Here is a 15356-nt window from a genome sequence, read left to right as displayed (position 1 = left end):
GGAGGAGCTACTTTCCTCCTCCTCCGCCGCGCAGCCTCCGTACCCAGGCCCGGTCCCGGAGCAGGTCCGCCGCCCAGCGCCGGACCTGCGCGAACGCCGCCCGCACCACCAGGACCGGGCCGAGACGGGCCCGGGCGAGCAGCAGCCGCCGGTTGCCCACCGCCTCGGGACGCCAGTGCTGTTTGTACGGCTCGCTGCCGCGCAACAGGCTCAGCGTGGCGCGCCCGTCCGCGCAGGTCTCCCGCACCCCGTTGCGCAGCAGCATCGTCGCCACGTCCGCCTTCCGGGCGCGGAGCACCGGATCGGCGCCGTACAGGTAGCCTCCCGCCAGCCGCGGTGACATGAGGGTGAGGTCCGCGGCGACCACCTCGCCGGCCATCCGGAACTCCGTGACCCTCGCGTGCCCGGACTCCACCATCGGCCGTACGGCCCTGGTCAGATGCTCGGCGAACCGTTCGCTGGTGTGCTCCGCCGTCACGGCCCGCCCCTGCCACTGCAGCCGGTGGAGGTCGAGGAGGCGGGTGAGCGCGGCGGGGACGTCCGGGCCCGGTACGACGCGCCCGTCGATGCCGAGCGCGTCGAGCTTGCGCAGCTTGGCCCGGGCCCGCTGGGCCTTCTGCGACGGAAGCCGTGCCAGGAGCGCGTCCATCGGAACGGCGGGCAGTTCCAGACAGACCGAGTCCGCGAGACGCCACCGGGGGCCGCGCCAATGGGCGTGGACCCGCTCGGCCGAGGCCCCCGGCCGTACCTCCCGCAGATCGATGACGGCGTTCCGGGCGACGTCCGCGAGCGCCTCGGCGAGCACGGGCGCCGCGTCGGGACACCGGTCGTCGAGCAGCACATCGGTGAAGTCGGAGATGGTGCCGCCCAGTTGGGTCAGAACGGGCAGCGGGCCCGGGGCCCGCATCAGCGGCGCGGCCGCGATCAGGTCCCCGTCGCGGCGGACCAGGACGACCCGCAGCGCGCCGGGCCTCCCGTACGACAGCCACCACGAGTACAGCCAGGCATGGCTCTGGAACGGCGTGGCCGTCGCGCACCTGCCGCAGAGCCGGGTCCACTCGTCGGCCAGCCGGCCGAACTCGGCGCCGTCCCGGCAGACGGTCACCCCACGGTCGTGCCCCACCCTCACACCGCCTCCGGCTGAGGGGCTGCGGCCGGGACGTCCCGCTGCTCCGCCGGGCCCGGAACCGTCGCGCGCACCTCCGGCGTCTCCCGGTCCCGCCTGCCCCGGGGGCGGACGAGCAGGGCGAAGCCGCCGAGCAGCCCGCCCGCGCAGCCGCCGACCAGCGCCGAGAGCGGCGCGGACGGCGACACCGGGCGGGTGGGCACGGCGGCGCGGGAGAACTGCAGCACCTTGACCCCCGTACTGGGCTGCACATGGGCGCTGTTGACGACCAGCGCCCGGGCCACGCCGTCGGCCATGGCGACGGCGGTGGAGGGGCGCGACGACCGGGCGGTGAGGGAGATCATCGGGGCGTCGGGGGAGGTGGCGGCCTGCACACCGGCGCGCAGGGTGGCGGCCGAGACCCCGGCCCACACCTGCGCGTCACCGGTGACGGCGATGTCCGTGGCCACGCGGCCGTACGCGGTGGCGAAGCCGAGCGCGGCGGCGGGGTCGGACTTCTCGGCGGGCACGACGACCACGTAGCTCGTCGCCGCGTACTCGGGCGTCTTGAGCAGCCCGTACCCGCCGCCGGCGACCACGCCGAGCAGGACCGATCCCGGCAGGACCCACCATCGGCGCGGGCGCCAGGTCCTGACGGTGGACAGCAGCTGGTTCATGAGCAACTCACCTCGGGATAAGGGGGTGCGCCGTGGACGGCGTTCTCGTACAGGGACATCAACTGCTGTGCGCTGCGGGCGATGTCGTAGCGGTGCGCGGCCGCGGGCTGGGGCAGCCGGGCGAGCCCGGCGCGGCGGATGCCTCGCAGGGCGGAGATCAGTTCGGGGACGGACTCGTTGATCCGGCGTGCGCCCGGGGCGGCGTCCGGCGGGAGGTCGTCGATGGCCGGGCAGGCGACGTACAGCACCGGCAGCCCGGCGGCCAGGGCCTCGACGACCGCCAGGCCGAACGCCTCGTCGGGGGAGGTGGAGACGAAGACGTCCATCGCCGCGAGCAGCGACGGCAGGTCGGGGGAGTCCGTGGCGCCCCCGGCGGGCGGGGGGTCCTCGCAGGCGCCGGTGAGACGGACCCGGTCCGCGGCCCGGCACTCCTGCGCCACCTTCAGCAGGGGCAGGCGCTGGTCACCCTCGCCGACCAGCAGCAGCCGGGCATCGGGCAGTGACGCCACCGCCCGCACCAACCGGTCGAAGCGCTTGCCGGCCGCGAGCCGGCCCACCCCGCCGACGACGAAGGCGTCCTCCGGCAGACCGAGCCGCCGCCGCGTCGCGCGCCGGGCCGCCGCGTCGAAGGCGAAGCGGCGGACCTCGATGCCGTTGGGCACGACATGGATACGTGAGGGCCGCACGCCCCACTCCTCCAGTCGCCTCGCCACGGACGGGGAGACGGCGACCGTCGAGGTCCCCAGACGCTCCCCGGTCAGATAGAGCGCGCGGGCGCCCGCGGTGAGCGGCCGGCCCTCGATCTGCGCCTCGCCGAGGGAGTGTTCGGTGGCGATGACCGTACGGACACCGGCGAGGCGGGCTGCGATCCGGCCGTAGAGGCAGGCCCGGTAGAGGTGGGTGTGAACCACGTCGAACCCGCCGTCCCTGATGAGGCGGACGAGCCTCGGCAGCACCCCCAGGTCCCGGTTGCCCGTCATGCCCAGATGGGTGACGGACACGCCGTCCGCCTCGATGCCCCGGGCGACCGGGCCGGGGTTGGTCAGGGTGACGACACTGCTTCGCGTCGGCAAGTGCCGCAGCAGGAGTCGCAGTTGCTGCTCGGCGCCACCGATGCCGAGGCCGGTGATGACATGCAGGGCCTTCATGGGCCGACCCGGGCGCGGCGGGGCCTCGGAAGGTCCACGGGATGTCTGCGGCGCAGGGCGTGCAGCCCCCGCTTGGCATGCAGCCGCCAGGAGGTGTCCTGCTCGCCGATGTGGACGCGCGGGAGCGCGAACACCCCGGTGAGCGACTTCGGGTTGATCGCGCAGGCATAGCGGTATCCCGCGTCGCGGACGGCGTTCATGGCCCGCGCGTCGACATCGCCGTACGGATAGCAGAAGCCCTCCGGCGCGGTACCGGTGATCTCGTGGATCAGGTCCCTGCTCTGCTCGATCTCCCGCTTCAGACCCAGGTCGTCCAGACCGGGGAGAGAGGTGTGCAGCAGGCCGTGCGAGGCGACCTCCATCCCGGCGGCCGCGGCGGCGCGCATCCCCTCCTGGGTCAACAGCTGCTTGCGCGGACCGCGTTCGTCCCAAGCGTTCACCTCGCCGAGCCGGCCGGGCAGCACGAAGACGGTGGCCGTGAACCCGTGCCGGCGCAGCAGCGGAACGGCGCTGCCGAGGAAGTCGGCGTACCCGTCGTCGAAGGTCAGCCCGACCAGGTTGTCGGCCCTGCCCCGGGCGGTGGCGTCCAGCAACTCCCGCACGGCGACGCCGCGCAGCCCCCGGTCGCTCAGCCAGTGCAGCTGCCGGGCGAACGTGACCGGCGAGACGGTCACCTGGTACGGGTCATCCGAGGGGTCGGCGATCGAGTGGTACATCGCCACCCACAGGGGCGGCCTCGGCAGCAGGCGCCGGGTCCCGCTCCGGGAGCGGGCGGGCGCCGTGGCGGCGGATGTGGCGGACATGCGGGAGCCTCCGTGCGGCGGAGCGGATCAGGGACGGGACCTCCGGCACCCGGAAGACCCGGGCGAGGAGCGGAAACACGACGGTGACGACCAGACAGACGGTGCCCACGGCGAGCAGCGGCGCCTCGACGCGCGCCGCGCAGAACCAGGCCGCGGCGCAGGCCCCGGCGGCTGCCGCGGCGAGCCTGGCGAGGCCGGCGCACACCCGTCCGGTCCGCAACGCGATGCCCTGCCTCGGCACGCCGTACAGCAGCAGCGCGGCGGTCAGGGTGATGCCGAGGGCGTTCGCGGCGGCGATCCCGGGCGCTCCCCACAGACGTACCCCGGCCACCCCGGCGAGCGCCGTCGCGGCCAGACCGGTCAGCATGGCGGCGGCGGGGAACCACAAGGGGCGCGCGGCGGAGAAGTAGCAGCGTACGAGCGCGCCGACCAGGGTCTGTCCGAGCAGGCCGAGCGCGTAGAGGCGCATGACGGCGGCGGTGGCCGCCGTGTCCGCGCTGTCGAACGCGCCCCGCTGGAACAGCACGGCGACGATCTGCGGCGCACCCGCGATCACCACCGCCGCGCCCGTCAGGACGACCACACCGGCCAGCAGCAGGTCGCGCTCGACCCGGCGGCGGGCCAGGGCGGTGTCGCCGGCCGCCGCGGCGCGGGCCACCACAGGGAACGAGACCGTGCACAGCATCAGAGAGAGGACCATCGGCACCTGCGCGACCTTCTGCGCGTAGTTCAGGTGCGAGATCGCCCCGGCGGCCAGCGGGGCGGCGAGGAAGCGCTCCACGAGCACCTGGGCCTGCCGGCTCACGGCGAAGACGATGACCGGCGCGACGAGGCCGAGCACGATCAGCCGCCCCTGGCGGCGGCCCGCCGCCTTCCGGAAGGCCGCGCCCCGCATCCTCAACGCTCCGAGCAGGGAAGGAATCTGGATCAGCAGCATCAGCAGGCCGCCGAAGGCGACTCCGGCCGCCGCCGCCCGCACGCCCCACTGCCGGCACATCAGCACGACCGTGGTGATGATCGCGGCGTTGTACGCGGTGTAGATGGCGGCCGGGCCCAGGAACCGGCCGTGCGCGCGAAGCGCCGCGCTGCAGTACCCGGCCAGCGCGAAACTGAGCACACAGGTCGCCGTCAGCCGGGTGCAGTCGACGGCGAGCCCCGGCTCCGCGAGACCCGGGGCCAGCGCGCCCACCACCCACGGCGCCCCCGCCACCACCAGCGCGGCGACCGCCCCCAGCCACAGCGTGATCCGGGGGAGGGTCGAACGCACCAACGCGTGGACCGGATCGAGTGGTTGGTTCTCGGCGCGGCGCGCCAGCGCCCGGCTGAACGCGGGCACCAGGATCAGCGCCATCGCGTCCTCGATCAGCAGCGTCGACGCGAACTCGGGGACCGTCCAGGCGACCAGGAACGCGTCCGTGTCGGGCCCGGCCCCGAAGTAGTGCGCCAGGATCTGGTCCCGTACGAGACCCAGCAGCGCCCCCGCGGCGGTCAGCGCGGCCGTGACCATCGCCGCCCGGGCGAGGAACGCGTTCGACGGGGACCATCCGCGGCGGCGCCCGCCCCGCCCGGCGGTGACCACCGCCGGGCGTGGCGCCGACTCCCGTACGTCAGGCACTGTCCGCCCCCGCCGTCCGCTCGCCGCCCGAGGCCAGCGCCCACCAGGCGCAGAGCCCCAGCACGACCGCTGTGAGAACCGTCGAGGGACCGCCGATGTCCGCGTACGCGAAGTCCACCAGCTGCCACACCAGTAGTCCCACCGCGACCAGGGCGCAGTCGGCGCCGTGCCCGGCGCGGCGCGCGGCCGGAAGCCGCCGCAGTGCCCCGACCAGGAGCGCCGCCCAACTGCCCACCAGGAGCGCCGCCCCCACCAGGCCCTGCTCGCTGAGCACCAGCAGATACATGTTGTGCGGGGAGAGCAGCTCCTGGCGCTCGAAGGCCCGGCCCGCTCCCGCGGTGTCGCTGCCCGAGGAGAGTGCCAGCGAGGCGTGGCTGTCGCGGTACTGGGGGAAGCCCTTCAGCCCGACACCGGTGACGGGTTCCGCCCGCCACATCGCCCCGGCCGCCGCCCACATCGTGTACCGGTCGGTCACCGACCGGTCGGGCGCCTCGGTGACCTGCGTGATGCTGGCCGCTCGCTCCTTCACCAGCTGCGAGCCGATCCCGAGGCCGCCGACCAGCACCACGGCGAGGGCCCCGGCGGCGAGGGCGACCCGCACGGCCCGGCGCGCCCCCGAGAGCGCCAACTGCACCGCGCACGCCAGAACCGTCGCGATCCACGAACCGCGGCTGAACGACAGCACGAGCGGGACGAGCAGCAGCCCCGCGCACACCAGGGCGGGCACCCGGGAGGGCCCCGACGCGCCCAGCCCGACACCGACCGCGATGACGATCCCGAACGCGACCACCGTCGCCATACCCATCACATCGGTGGGCCCGAAGGTCCCCACCGCGCGGATGTCCTCACCCATGTACGAGGCGCCCGTCCCGGTCAGGTACTGCGCCACCCCGACCGCGCCCTGGACCAGGGCCAGCGCGACCAGGAACCAGGCAATCACGGCGAAGTCCCGCCGACCGCGGACGGTCAGCACGACGGCGGCCGGGACGAGGACGAAGACCTGGACGTAGCGGGCGACCCCAGGAAGGCTGGCCGCCGGATCGTGCGACGTGACCGCCGCGAGACAGATCCCGAGCACCGGAAGGGCCAGCACCACCGCCGCCGCGCGGGACAGCGGCCGTGCCCGCTCCCGCAGGACCCTGACCAGGCACACCAGGACCAGGGCCCCCGAAGCCGCGTCCGCGACCGTTCCCGTGCCGGACGAACCGTCACCGGCCGGCACGGTCAGCAGCGCGACGACCGCCAGGACCGGCAGCAGTGGCCCCACCGCACGGACCCGCTCCCACCGGAGCGCGCCGCGCGCCGGTACCGCGCAGATTCCCCCCGCCATCCTCAGCTCCCCGCCGGTCGGACCAAGGAGGCGGCGGTCCGCAGCAGAATGCACACGTCCTGCCAGAGTGACCAGTGGTCGATGTAGTGGTTGTCGAAGCGGCAGCGGTCCTCGATCGAGGTGTCTCCGCGCAGCCCATGGACCTGTGCCAGCCCGGTCAGCCCGACCGGCATCCGGTGACGGGCCGCGTAACCCGCGTGCAGACGGCTGAACTTGGCGACGAAGAAGGGCCGTTCGGGCCGGGGGCCGACCAGGCTCATGTCGCCGCGCAGCACGTTCCACAGCTGCGGCAGCTCGTCGAGCGAGCTGCGCCGCAGGAACCCGCCGACCGCGCTCATCCGCTCGTCGCCGGCGACGCTCCACCGCGTCGCCGACTCCCTCTCGTCGGCCGGGCGCAGCGTGCGGAACTTCAGCAGCGTGAACAACCGCCCGTGCTGGCCGACCCGTTCCTGGCGGAACAGCACACCGGGACCGTCCGAGAGCCGGACCGCCACCGCGCACAGCAGCAGCACGGGGGCGGCGCAGGCCAGCATGAACGCCGCGGCGGCGATGTCGAGCAGCCGCTTGGCCGTGTGGCCGCGGCGGACGCGCGGCGGGTCGACGCGACGGCACTCGTACCCCCACAGGTGCGCGCTCATCGACGTGCCGCCCGCGGCGTCGCCCGCCCGCCACGTGGTGCAGCCGTAGTGCTGGAAGAGGGTCATGAGGCCGCTGTCGTCCGTGAGGAACACCGCGTCGCGCACGGTGTTCTGGATGACGGCGCGGTGGATCTCCTCCATGGAGGTCAGCACCGGCAGCGCCGGGACGTCCGCACCGGACGAGGGCGGCCCCTCGTGCCGCGGGCCGACGACACCGACCGGCCGGATGCCGTACTCGGGGTGCTGGGCGAGCGCGGTGGCCAGCCGCTGCGCCGTGGCCTGCGCGCCGATCACCAGTGCCGAGCGCGGATGCTCCCGCGCGGCGTGGCGCCGGCGGGCGTGCAGGGCGGCGCGGCACAGGCACACGACGGCGAGATGGATGCCGTACGCGCTCGCCAGCGTGAGGAGCCCGATCGCGTCGCCGGGCGCGTACGAGGCGAGGAGCGCGGCGGCCATGCACCAGGCCGCGGCGGCCCGGGCGGCGACCGCGGGCAGCTCGTCCAGGACGGACATGACGACGCCCGGCCGGTAGAGGCCCGCGGAAGCGTTCAACGCGAGGAGACAGAGCGTGAGTTGGGCGAGGAGCCAGACATCGCGCTGCGGTACGGACAGGGGCGCGGCCGCCGCGAGTACCGCGACGCAGTCCGCCGCCACCAGCGGAAGGGCGAGGGGCCGCGCGGGCGCGGTCCGGCGCGGCGGCAGGGCCAGCCGGTCGGACGCGCTGCGCTGCGGCGCCACGGAGGTGAGGCCGGGGGCGTGCTCCGTTGTCGGCACGGTCCCGGACGAGGGGGGAACACTGGTGCTTTCCGTTGTCACTGGGAAATCGGCTCTCTGAGCTCGGGGCACTGCGAGCCGGCCACCTCGCGGTAGACATCCGCGATGGCCGCGCCGGTGCGCCGCACGTCGAATCTGCTGAGTACGTGCTGGTGGGCCTCGCGGCCCAGGGAATACAGGAGCTCGGGCCGGCCGAGCAGACCGCCGAGGGCTGCCGCCAGCGCGGCCGGGTCCTCGGCCGGGACCAGGCAGCGCTCCTCGTGGCCCGGCGGCAGGCTCTCCCGCGCGCCGTCCACATCGGTCAGCACCACCGGCCGTCCGCCGGCCATCGCCTCCAGCGGAGCGAGCGCCATGCCCTCCCAGCGGGAGGGGAGGACGACCAGGTCCGCCGCGCGGTACCAGGGAGCGGTGTCCTCGACGGCTCCGGCGAAGACCACCGAGGCAGGAGCACGGGCCCGTAGCTGTTCGGCGTCGGGGCCGTCCCCGACCAGCACGAGCCGGGCGTCCGGCACCTCGGCCAGGACCGCCGGCCACGCCTTGAGGAGGACGTCCTGCCCCTTCTGCCGGCAGAGCCGCCCGACGCACACCACGGTCGGCGGCCGCGCCTCCTCGCCGACCGCGCCGTCCACGGCGCGGTCCCCGGCGTTCGCGGCGAACCGCTCGATGTCGACACCGTTGTGCACGACCGACCACGACGCCCTGATCCCGGCCTTCTCGCCGGTCCGGCGCTCCGCGTCACTGACGCAGACGACCCGGTCGGTCCACCGCGCGGCCCACCGCTCCCAGCGCCTGGCCAGCGTGGCCGTCGTACCGTCGACGGCCTCGAACGACCAGGCGTGCGGCTGGTACACCGTGGGCGTCCGGCCGCGTACGGCCATCCGGGCGGCGAGCCCGGCCTTCGCGCTGTGCGCGTGGACCACATCGGGTCGGACGAGTCCGACCAGCTCGGTGACCCTGCGGCACTCCCGGACGAGCCGGGGCCCCGGGTCGCGCAGGGCGCGCCACGCGTGGGCCTCGCCGCCGTGCTCCCGCACGGCCTCGTCGAGCGGGGTACCGGGAGGGCAGGCCACCGCCACCCGCATCCCGTCCGCGACCTGCGCGCGCACCAGATCCGCGACCACCCGGGCCACTCCACCGTCACCCGGTTGCACCACATGGAGGACGGTGAAATCCGGAACAATTGTCTCTGCCTGGGGCCCCACGTCAGTTCCGTGAGTCCGCCTGGAGGAAGAGAGCACCGAGCCAGACGGTGTCCTTCCGGGTGGTAAGGCCGACACTGACCCGGTCGGCCCCATGACGCAGCGCACCCCGCAGATCGAAGACATCGGAGTCGTACCCCAGAGTGTTCTTGTGCCCGGGGGTTCGCCCGATCGGGCCCCTTCCGAAATCGGTGATGCTGGAGTTCATCACGTCGTCCGGGGAATTGGCGGGGTCGCCGAGTACGGCGCTGCCCCGGCCCGTTTCGACGGTCAGGGAATCGCCTTCGGTTCCCTGGTCCCCGTCGTAGGCGACCATGCCGAGAAGGCCGGCCGCGTCCTTCGGAACGGCGAGGCCGCCCAGGCCGACCCGGAGCGGACCGGCGTCCGCGCCGACCGTGTCGAAACCGTCCCACAGCGCCAGATGGCGCAACGGCTCATCGCTCTTCTCATACGCGACGACCAGCGTCCAGCCGGCCCAGGCGCCGACCGGCGAGCGGCCCGTCGCGCCGTTGATCTGCGCCACCGTGTACTGCCCCGGGCCGCCGCCGCGGACCAGGCGGGTGACGTCCGCCGAGGCCTGGAAGGCGTCGGCGCCCTCCGCGACCCGATGGCCGACCGTGCTGTCCGCGAGGACTTCCCGGTACGACCCGCCCGGCTCGGCGATCAGTACGCGGCCGTTGTTCTCGGCGGGCCTGTGGTCACCGGCGAGGAGGTTGCCGCCCCAGTAGAGCCGCGCGTAGCTCACCCGCGCGCCCCGGGGGATCCGTACCTCGGCGCGGCTCGAGTTGAAGGTGTTCGGGTCGTTGTCGACGTCCACGTGGACCAGGTCGAAGGCGTCGTTGGTCGCCGGGGCGGCACCCTGCCGCGCGGAGGTGCAGGGCACCGCTCCGCTGCCCAGCGTCTTGGTGGCGCGGCAGCTCAGGGCCGCGTTGGCGGCACGGACGATCCCGCCGTGCTGGAGCGCGTGGTACCGGAGAGCGAACGGCACGCGAGGGGCTTCCTTCGCCCGCGGCGCGGCGTCGGCGGGCAGTGCGGCGGACAGAGCCGCGCAGGACAACGCACACAAGAGACCGCGACGCACAGCAAGAACCACTGAATTGCGCATACAGGTTCTCCGCTTTGATGAGTGAGGCGTGGCAACACCCGTGAAGAGACGGGGGAGTGGGAGGAGTGTCAGCCGCTCGGTGGATGTCCGGTCGGATGGACCGGAAGCAAGGTTTGGGAACTTTATAACCCCAACACGGCGCGATACTAAGCATTAGATGCCCACTCAGGCTAACTTCCTTATCGCTTCGGACCGTTCTCCGTCGCGCGTGTTGCTCCATTCCCCGCCCATCACCCGTTCGGGAGAGCAACCGATGAATAAGTCATGCGTTCTTGATGGAGCCGGGCACATTCCCGCACCCGCCTCAAGAAATCAATCGATCGAGGAGTACCTCTCCATGTCCCGTATCGCGAAGGCTGCTGTCCTGTCCGCGACCGTTGCCGCCTCTGTCGTGGGTGCCTCCGGTGCGGCCCTCGCCGACGCCGGAGCCCACGGCGCGACCGTGGAGTCCGGTGGCCTCATCTCCGGCAACGTCGTCCAGGTCCCGGTGCACATCCCGATCTGCCTCAGCGGCAACACCGTCAACATCATCGGGCTGCTGAACCCGGCCATCGGGAACCGCTGCGCCATCAAGGGCTGAGGTCAGGGCCCAGCCGCGGCCCCCTCAGGACCGGCGCGCCGCCCCCACCGGGGTGCGGCGCGCCGGTCTTTTTCATGCCCCGCACCCGTTCGGCGGGGGGACGCGCAGCCGTGCCCGACCGGAGGAACGGCCGGGCGCCCCTGGTCAGGAGCCCCGTTTCACCCGATGAGCGCAATCACCCAGCGCGACGACCAGTTGCGGAGGGTTGCGCACCGTTTGATGGTGAAGACACGTTTCCGGCGCATCCCGAAAGGATCCTTGTATGCGTCTCCTGGCACCCAGCCGTGTCGCAGCAGCCGCGATATGTGTTGCCCTCACCATCGGCGCGGCAGGTCCCGCCTTCGCCGACGTCATCGATTCACCCCTCGCGGCGAGATCCCTGGCTGCTCAGGTGTCCGAGCCCGACAGGGCCTCGCTCCTCGCGAAGGTGGACTCCCTATCCGATCTCGGCGAGGCCGTGGATCCGGTGTCCGACCTCATGGAGCGTGCGCTGAAGGCCGAGAACGGCCGGATCCCGGCCGATGAGGCCCAGGACCTGGAGGAGGACATCGAGGAGGCGCTTGCGGAGGTCAGGCGCCACCTGCCCGCCACACCCGCCACTCCGCCCAAGGCGGCACCCGGCGCGGCACCCGAGGCCGCGCCCACGGATGTGGTGGACGACGCCCTGGCAGCACTCGAAAAGGCCCTCGACGCCCTGCTCGACGGGGTGCTGAAGGGCGACCCGCTCGGAGTGGTGGACCTCGTGAAGGGCACGCTCGACTCGCTGCTCGACCTCGTCACCGGGGTCGTCGACGGCATCCTGCCCGGGTCGGCCCCGGCCGCCCCGGCGACCCCCTCGGTCACACCGCCGACCACCTAGATCGGGACCCCCGCGGCCGTGCCGGCTCACCCACTCCGGGCCGGCACGGCCGCGCGTGTTGAATTTGATCGGCAAATACGACTGCCTCTCATCATTCGGGTGCAGTGCCCAGAAATCCTTCCTCCCGGAGTTTCCGTCACGCGCAGGGATCGTTACAGAAGGCAGAAGGACGTACAGAAGTCTCCAATAGGCCTGTGCGGTAAGTGACTTGCTTCCGTGAGGGAGCATGAGGGAAGGACTCGCTCAATGAAGCCCATGAAGGTTGCCGCGGTCGTCGCCGGTTCTGTGATGGCCATGGGGGTCGCCTCTCCGGCCTTCGCCGCCCCGGCCTCGCCGGTCAGCCTGAACGGTGCGCTCGACTCGGTGGGCGGCAAGTCGCTCAAGACCGACGCGCTGACCAGCACGGCCGACGGTTCCGCCGTCCAGTCGGTGACGAAGACCACGGACAAGCTGAACGCCACGACGAAGGCCGCCCAGCTGCTCGGCGGCGTTCCGCTGGGTCATTAGCCACCGGCCGCTCGAGCTACGGCTCCTGGGATGCCGCGCGTGTCGCAGACCAGTCATTTCTTCATGTCGGCCTCCGCCCTTTCGAGGGTGGGGGCCGACATGTTTTCGAGCACTCGCGTTGCTGCACATGGGGGAATTTGGCGACTTAACCAGCGGCATGCTCGTTGTAAAGCACAGCAAGGACAGCCTCGTCGAAAAGCTCTTGAAGGGCGTACGCAGTAATGAACCTGCGATCTCAAGCCGGTCTGGGAATTATCGTCTCGTGTCTCGCCTCGGCGGCCATGGCCTCTCCCGCGGCCGCCGCCCAGGTACCGGTCAACCTCCCGTTGGAGGGACTGGAGGCGGCTTCCCCCGCGCTGGACGCTCCCACCGTGCGCAGCGGTGTGCCGCTGCTGTCGCCGGGGGCGCCCACCGGATTCCAGGAGGGGGTGGGCGCCGGTGTCGCGGGCGCCGCGCTTCCGCAGATCCCGTTCGCGAGTGAGCTCCCCCAGACCGTGGTCGACGCTCCGCTGCCGCGCATGGTCAAGGAGATCAACCCGGGCCGGGCACTGTTCAGCTCGCCGAGCTCCGACCTGCACACGTCGACCCCGGGCGCCAGGTTCGCCGCGCCGCTCACCGCCCCCCAGGCGGAGCGCGGCGGAATGCCGGACCTGGCGCTTCCGAAGTCCTCGGTCCTCACGCCCGAGCTGGCCGGAAACCTGAATTCCAACCTGGGCCTGCAGGCGCCGGAGGTCTGATCCGCGTTCCGAGCACAGCCGTCGAGGAAGAGTGAAGACACGGTTCTTCCCCGTCCCCCGAACGGTCGTTGCTCGTTACACAGAAGGCTTGTCGCATGGCCTCGGCCCGCGAGTCCGCCGGCCCACCGCCGTTTCCAGCGGCGGCCGCTCATCGGACTTGCGGGCCATCATTTCTGCGCCGCCGAGGAATGTCCCCCGCAAGGCCGTTACCGGTTCCCCCCGGGCCGCGTTGAAGAAACATGATGACCGCGAAATTGTGGTCACCTTTCCACGTCCAAGGAGTATTGATGTCTCGTATCGCGAAGGCGGCCGCAGTTCTCGCCGGCACGGGTGCCGTTGCCCTCAGCGGAGCCGGCCTGGCCGTCGCCGACTCCGGAGCTCAGGCTGCGACCGTGGAGTCGGGCGGTCTCGTCTCGGGCAACGTCGTTCAGGTCCCGATCCACATCCCGCTCTGCGTCAGCGGTAACACCGTGAACATCATCGCGCTCCTGAACCCGGCCATCGGTAACCAGTGCGTGATCAGCGACGGTGGCCACGACGGTGGCTACGGCAGCTGATCCGCCTGCCACGCGCTGTGCACGGCCCCCCGGCCCATCGGCCGGGGGGCCTTCGCGCTATTCCGCGTACCGGTAGATACGGCTGTGGTCGAGGAGGGACGCCGGAGTGACGTTCCACGGAGGCATCGGCTCATGGCGCGCGACGACCCGGCCGTACTGCTCGGAGCCCGGCGCGGGAGGGGTCGCGGGCAGATAGCCGGACCTCGGGTGCCGGCGCTGCCACCGGGACCAGAGAAGGTCGACGAAGGAGTGGTGGAGCCAGAACACCGGGTCGTTGACCGAGGCGCCGCCCAGCATCATGCCGCCGATCCAGCGATGGACCCGGTTGTGGTTGCGCCAGCTCGCGTTCCCCCGGCCCCGCCCCCAGCCCTCGAGCCGGTTGCGGAACCCCGACGCGCTGGTGGAGTCCCAGGGCGCCACGTCGTAGACCGGGTCGTTGCTCGCCTGCCGCAGGTCGGCCGCTGTCGGGAGGGCGAGCGGGTCGCGCGGGCGGCCCAAGTCCCGGGTGAGGAAACGGACATCCGTCATCGAGTGGTTGATCGGCCATGTGCCGCGGGAGTACGCGAACGGCCCGGTCATCACCTGCAGATCACCGCGACGCCCGTTGCCGCCCATGAAGTCCTCGCTCCACAGGGACGCGGCGGGGGTGTTGTCACGGGTCCAGTCCCAGTACGGCACGGTGACCGAGGGATCGACCCGCCGCAGCGCCCGCTCGAAGTCCAGCAGGAACTTGCGGTGCCAGGGCAGGAACGTCGGGGCCATGTGGGCCGCGCGCAGCGAGTCGTCGCCGTCGGCGACGTAGAAGTCGATGTGGGTACGGACGAACTCGTCGTAGACGCCCGAACGTTTGAGCTCCAGGACGGCGGCGACGAACTTCTTCCGCTCCGCGCTGGTGAGATCGCGCTGGTTCTTACGCGTGTACGCCACGCGGGCTCCCTCCGGTCGGTACGCCGTGACGGGCGGCTGCGGGGCCCGGAAGCGCGGTCCCCAGCGCGTCCACGGCCGTGCGGGCGGCCGCCCGGGGCGTCGGGCAGGATGCGTAGTGGTCGACGGCGCTGAGGTAACTGCCGTCCGCTCGCCGCATCAGATGCAGCGGGCGGCCGTCGACCAGGACATGGACGGCGCCGTGATGCGGGACGGGTCCGCCCTGGATGCGGCGGCCCCGGTACGTCTCGTCGAAGGCGAGGGACGCGTCCGCCTCCCCTCCGGGGGCTCGCTTCCGCTCCGGACGGTGTGTGGTGGCGACATGGGCGAGCGCGCCGCCCGTGAAGGCGGCGGCGGCCAGGGTGAAGAGTGTGCGCAGTGCGGCCCGGCGCGAAAACATGAGCGACCTCCGTGTCGGTCGTGCCCGGCGTGTCGGCGAAGGGCGGCGAACGCCCTCTGGGCACAACGAGCCGATCCGCCGTTCGTAGCGGACGCACACGCGTTCTGGAGGGGGTGTGGACGCATTGCGGCACGGTGTCCGCCGATCGGATGAAGTCGGCGCGGGCGATCCCCTGTTGGGCCGTTAGCATCCGGACCCATGACCTCACTCACCGCAGGTTCGGCCGACACTCCCTTCGCGAAGGTCCCCGGCGCGAGGGGCGGCGGGCCCTCCCCGGGGGAGGACGGCCGGGCCGGGGACGGGCTCGTGGGTGCGAGCCGGGCGCTGGCGTGGCTGCTGGTGGTCACCGGCGCGGCCGGGCTGTTGGCTGCCTGGGTGATCACCATTGACAAGTTCAG

The 15356-nt window shown here is 72.6% G+C and carries 16 protein-coding genes and 1 pseudogene; 6 read left to right on the top strand and 11 right to left on the bottom strand.

Annotation, left to right across the window (positions count from 1 at the left end):
- Nucleotides 1-7: 7 nt before the first annotated feature.
- From ACZ7J0_RS10860 to ACZ7J0_RS10820, 9 genes are read right to left on the bottom strand one after another with little or no spacing between them, the layout of a single operon-like run.
- Entirely contained in the window at nucleotides 8-1123 is a 1116-nt protein-coding gene (locus ACZ7J0_RS10860) for a GNAT family N-acetyltransferase (protein ID WP_470886095.1), read from the bottom strand.
- Nucleotides 1124-1125: 2 nt separating this feature from the next.
- Nucleotides 1126-1782: a YveK family protein gene (locus tag ACZ7J0_RS10855; RefSeq protein ID WP_470886093.1), complete on the bottom strand. Its 657-nt coding sequence runs from the start codon at nucleotides 1780-1782 to the stop codon at nucleotides 1126-1128.
- Nucleotides 1779-2930, bottom strand: coding sequence for a glycosyltransferase (locus ACZ7J0_RS10850; RefSeq protein ID WP_470886092.1), 1152 nt, complete (start codon nucleotides 2928-2930; stop codon nucleotides 1779-1781). Before ACZ7J0_RS10850 ends, ACZ7J0_RS10855 begins: the two co-directional genes overlap by 4 nt.
- Nucleotides 2927-3646, bottom strand: coding sequence for a polysaccharide deacetylase family protein (locus ACZ7J0_RS10845; RefSeq protein WP_470886090.1), 720 nt, complete (start codon nucleotides 3644-3646; stop codon nucleotides 2927-2929). Before ACZ7J0_RS10845 ends, ACZ7J0_RS10850 begins: the two co-directional genes overlap by 4 nt.
- The gene (murJ, locus tag ACZ7J0_RS10840) at nucleotides 3615-5348 is read right to left on the bottom strand and encodes a murein biosynthesis integral membrane protein MurJ (RefSeq protein WP_470886088.1); all 1734 of its coding nucleotides are present in this window, start codon (nucleotides 5346-5348) and stop codon (nucleotides 3615-3617) included. The genes ACZ7J0_RS10845 and murJ overlap by 32 nt, the downstream gene beginning before the upstream one ends.
- Nucleotides 5341-6678, bottom strand: a complete 1338-nt coding sequence (locus ACZ7J0_RS10835) for an O-antigen ligase family protein (RefSeq protein WP_470886086.1) — start codon at nucleotides 6676-6678, stop codon at nucleotides 5341-5343. The genes murJ and ACZ7J0_RS10835 overlap by 8 nt, the downstream gene beginning before the upstream one ends.
- A 2-nt stretch (nucleotides 6679-6680) precedes the next feature.
- A complete protein-coding gene (locus ACZ7J0_RS10830) occupies nucleotides 6681-8132 on the bottom strand; it encodes a sugar transferase (protein WP_470886084.1) in 1452 nt (483 codons plus the stop codon).
- Nucleotides 8129-9385 carry a glycosyltransferase gene (locus tag ACZ7J0_RS10825; RefSeq protein WP_470886082.1) on the bottom strand — a complete coding sequence of 419 codons (1257 nt, stop codon included), beginning with the start codon at nucleotides 9383-9385 and terminating at the stop codon, nucleotides 8129-8131. Before ACZ7J0_RS10825 ends, ACZ7J0_RS10830 begins: the two co-directional genes overlap by 4 nt.
- On the bottom strand, nucleotides 9294-10394 hold the full coding sequence (locus tag ACZ7J0_RS10820; protein WP_470886080.1) for a DUF3344 domain-containing protein: 1101 nt from the start codon (nucleotides 10392-10394) through the stop codon (nucleotides 9294-9296). Before ACZ7J0_RS10820 ends, ACZ7J0_RS10825 begins: the two co-directional genes overlap by 92 nt.
- A 337-nt stretch (nucleotides 10395-10731) precedes the next feature.
- Here ACZ7J0_RS10820 and ACZ7J0_RS10815 point away from each other — a divergent pair, with 337 nt between their 5' ends.
- The 5 genes from ACZ7J0_RS10815 (at nucleotide 10732) to ACZ7J0_RS10795 (ending at nucleotide 13634) form a co-directional block, all read left to right on the top strand.
- The gene (locus ACZ7J0_RS10815; RefSeq protein WP_470886078.1) at nucleotides 10732-10974 is read left to right on the top strand and encodes a chaplin; all 243 of its coding nucleotides are present in this window, start codon (nucleotides 10732-10734) and stop codon (nucleotides 10972-10974) included.
- Nucleotides 10975-11236: 262 nt separating this feature from the next.
- Nucleotides 11237-11833, top strand: coding sequence for a hypothetical protein (locus ACZ7J0_RS10810; protein ID WP_470886076.1), 597 nt, complete (start codon nucleotides 11237-11239; stop codon nucleotides 11831-11833).
- A 246-nt stretch (nucleotides 11834-12079) separates the two neighbouring features.
- On the top strand, nucleotides 12080-12340 hold the full coding sequence (locus ACZ7J0_RS10805; RefSeq protein ID WP_470886074.1) for a hypothetical protein: 261 nt from the start codon (nucleotides 12080-12082) through the stop codon (nucleotides 12338-12340).
- A gap of 281 nt (nucleotides 12341-12621) precedes the next feature.
- Entirely contained in the window at nucleotides 12622-13077 is a 456-nt protein-coding gene (locus ACZ7J0_RS10800) for a hypothetical protein (protein WP_470886072.1), read from the top strand.
- 287 nt (nucleotides 13078-13364) lie between these two features.
- Complete coding sequence (locus ACZ7J0_RS10795; RefSeq protein WP_470886070.1) at nucleotides 13365-13634, top strand: chaplin; 270 nt, start codon at nucleotides 13365-13367, stop codon at nucleotides 13632-13634.
- Between the two features lie 57 nt (nucleotides 13635-13691).
- On the opposite strand, the gene ACZ7J0_RS10790 is transcribed toward ACZ7J0_RS10795, so the two are convergent.
- Nucleotides 13692-14561, bottom strand: a complete 870-nt coding sequence (locus ACZ7J0_RS10790) for a tyrosinase family protein (protein ID WP_470886068.1) — start codon at nucleotides 14559-14561, stop codon at nucleotides 13692-13694.
- Nucleotides 14545-14958 (bottom strand): tyrosinase family oxidase copper chaperone, encoded by a 414-nt coding sequence (locus ACZ7J0_RS10785; RefSeq protein ID WP_470886067.1) that lies wholly within the window; start codon nucleotides 14956-14958, stop codon nucleotides 14545-14547. The genes ACZ7J0_RS10790 and ACZ7J0_RS10785 overlap by 17 nt, the downstream gene beginning before the upstream one ends.
- Before the next feature lie 198 nt (nucleotides 14959-15156).
- Between ACZ7J0_RS10785 and ACZ7J0_RS10780 the strand changes: the two are divergent.
- A pseudogene (locus tag ACZ7J0_RS10780) lies at nucleotides 15157-15356 on the top strand (hypothetical protein); the annotation flags it as partial.

The organism is Streptomyces sp. NPDC038280 (genome assembly GCF_055600045.1).
This window is presented reverse-complemented; position numbering and strand designations above follow the sequence as displayed.

Coding starts and splice junctions, on each gene's coding strand:
- ACZ7J0_RS10800 (WP_470886072.1), top strand. CDS start 12,622: ATGGCCTCTCCCGCGGCCGCCGCCCAGGTACCGGTCAACCTCCCGTTG.
- ACZ7J0_RS10810 (WP_470886076.1), top strand. CDS start 11,237: ATGCGTCTCCTGGCACCCAGCCGTGTCGCAGCAGCCGCGATATGTGTT.
- ACZ7J0_RS10855 (WP_470886093.1), bottom strand. CDS start 1,782: ATGAACCAGCTGCTGTCCACCGTCAGGACCTGGCGCCCGCGCCGATGG.
- ACZ7J0_RS10835 (WP_470886086.1), bottom strand. CDS start 6,678: ATGGCGGGGGGAATCTGCGCGGTACCGGCGCGCGGCGCGCTCCGGTGG.
- ACZ7J0_RS10815 (WP_470886078.1), top strand. CDS start 10,732: ATGTCCCGTATCGCGAAGGCTGCTGTCCTGTCCGCGACCGTTGCCGCC.
- ACZ7J0_RS10785 (WP_470886067.1), bottom strand. CDS start 14,958: ATGTTTTCGCGCCGGGCCGCACTGCGCACACTCTTCACCCTGGCCGCC.
- ACZ7J0_RS10825 (WP_470886082.1), bottom strand. CDS start 9,385: ATGGGGCCGACCGGGTCAGTGTCGGCCTTACCACCCGGAAGGACACCG.
- ACZ7J0_RS10805 (WP_470886074.1), top strand. CDS start 12,080: ATGAAGCCCATGAAGGTTGCCGCGGTCGTCGCCGGTTCTGTGATGGCC.
- ACZ7J0_RS10795 (WP_470886070.1), top strand. CDS start 13,365: ATGTCTCGTATCGCGAAGGCGGCCGCAGTTCTCGCCGGCACGGGTGCC.
- ACZ7J0_RS10845 (WP_470886090.1), bottom strand. CDS start 3,646: ATGTACCACTCGATCGCCGACCCCTCGGATGACCCGTACCAGGTGACC.
- ACZ7J0_RS10850 (WP_470886092.1), bottom strand. CDS start 2,930: ATGAAGGCCCTGCATGTCATCACCGGCCTCGGCATCGGTGGCGCCGAG.
- ACZ7J0_RS10820 (WP_470886080.1), bottom strand. CDS start 10,394: ATGCGCAATTCAGTGGTTCTTGCTGTGCGTCGCGGTCTCTTGTGTGCG.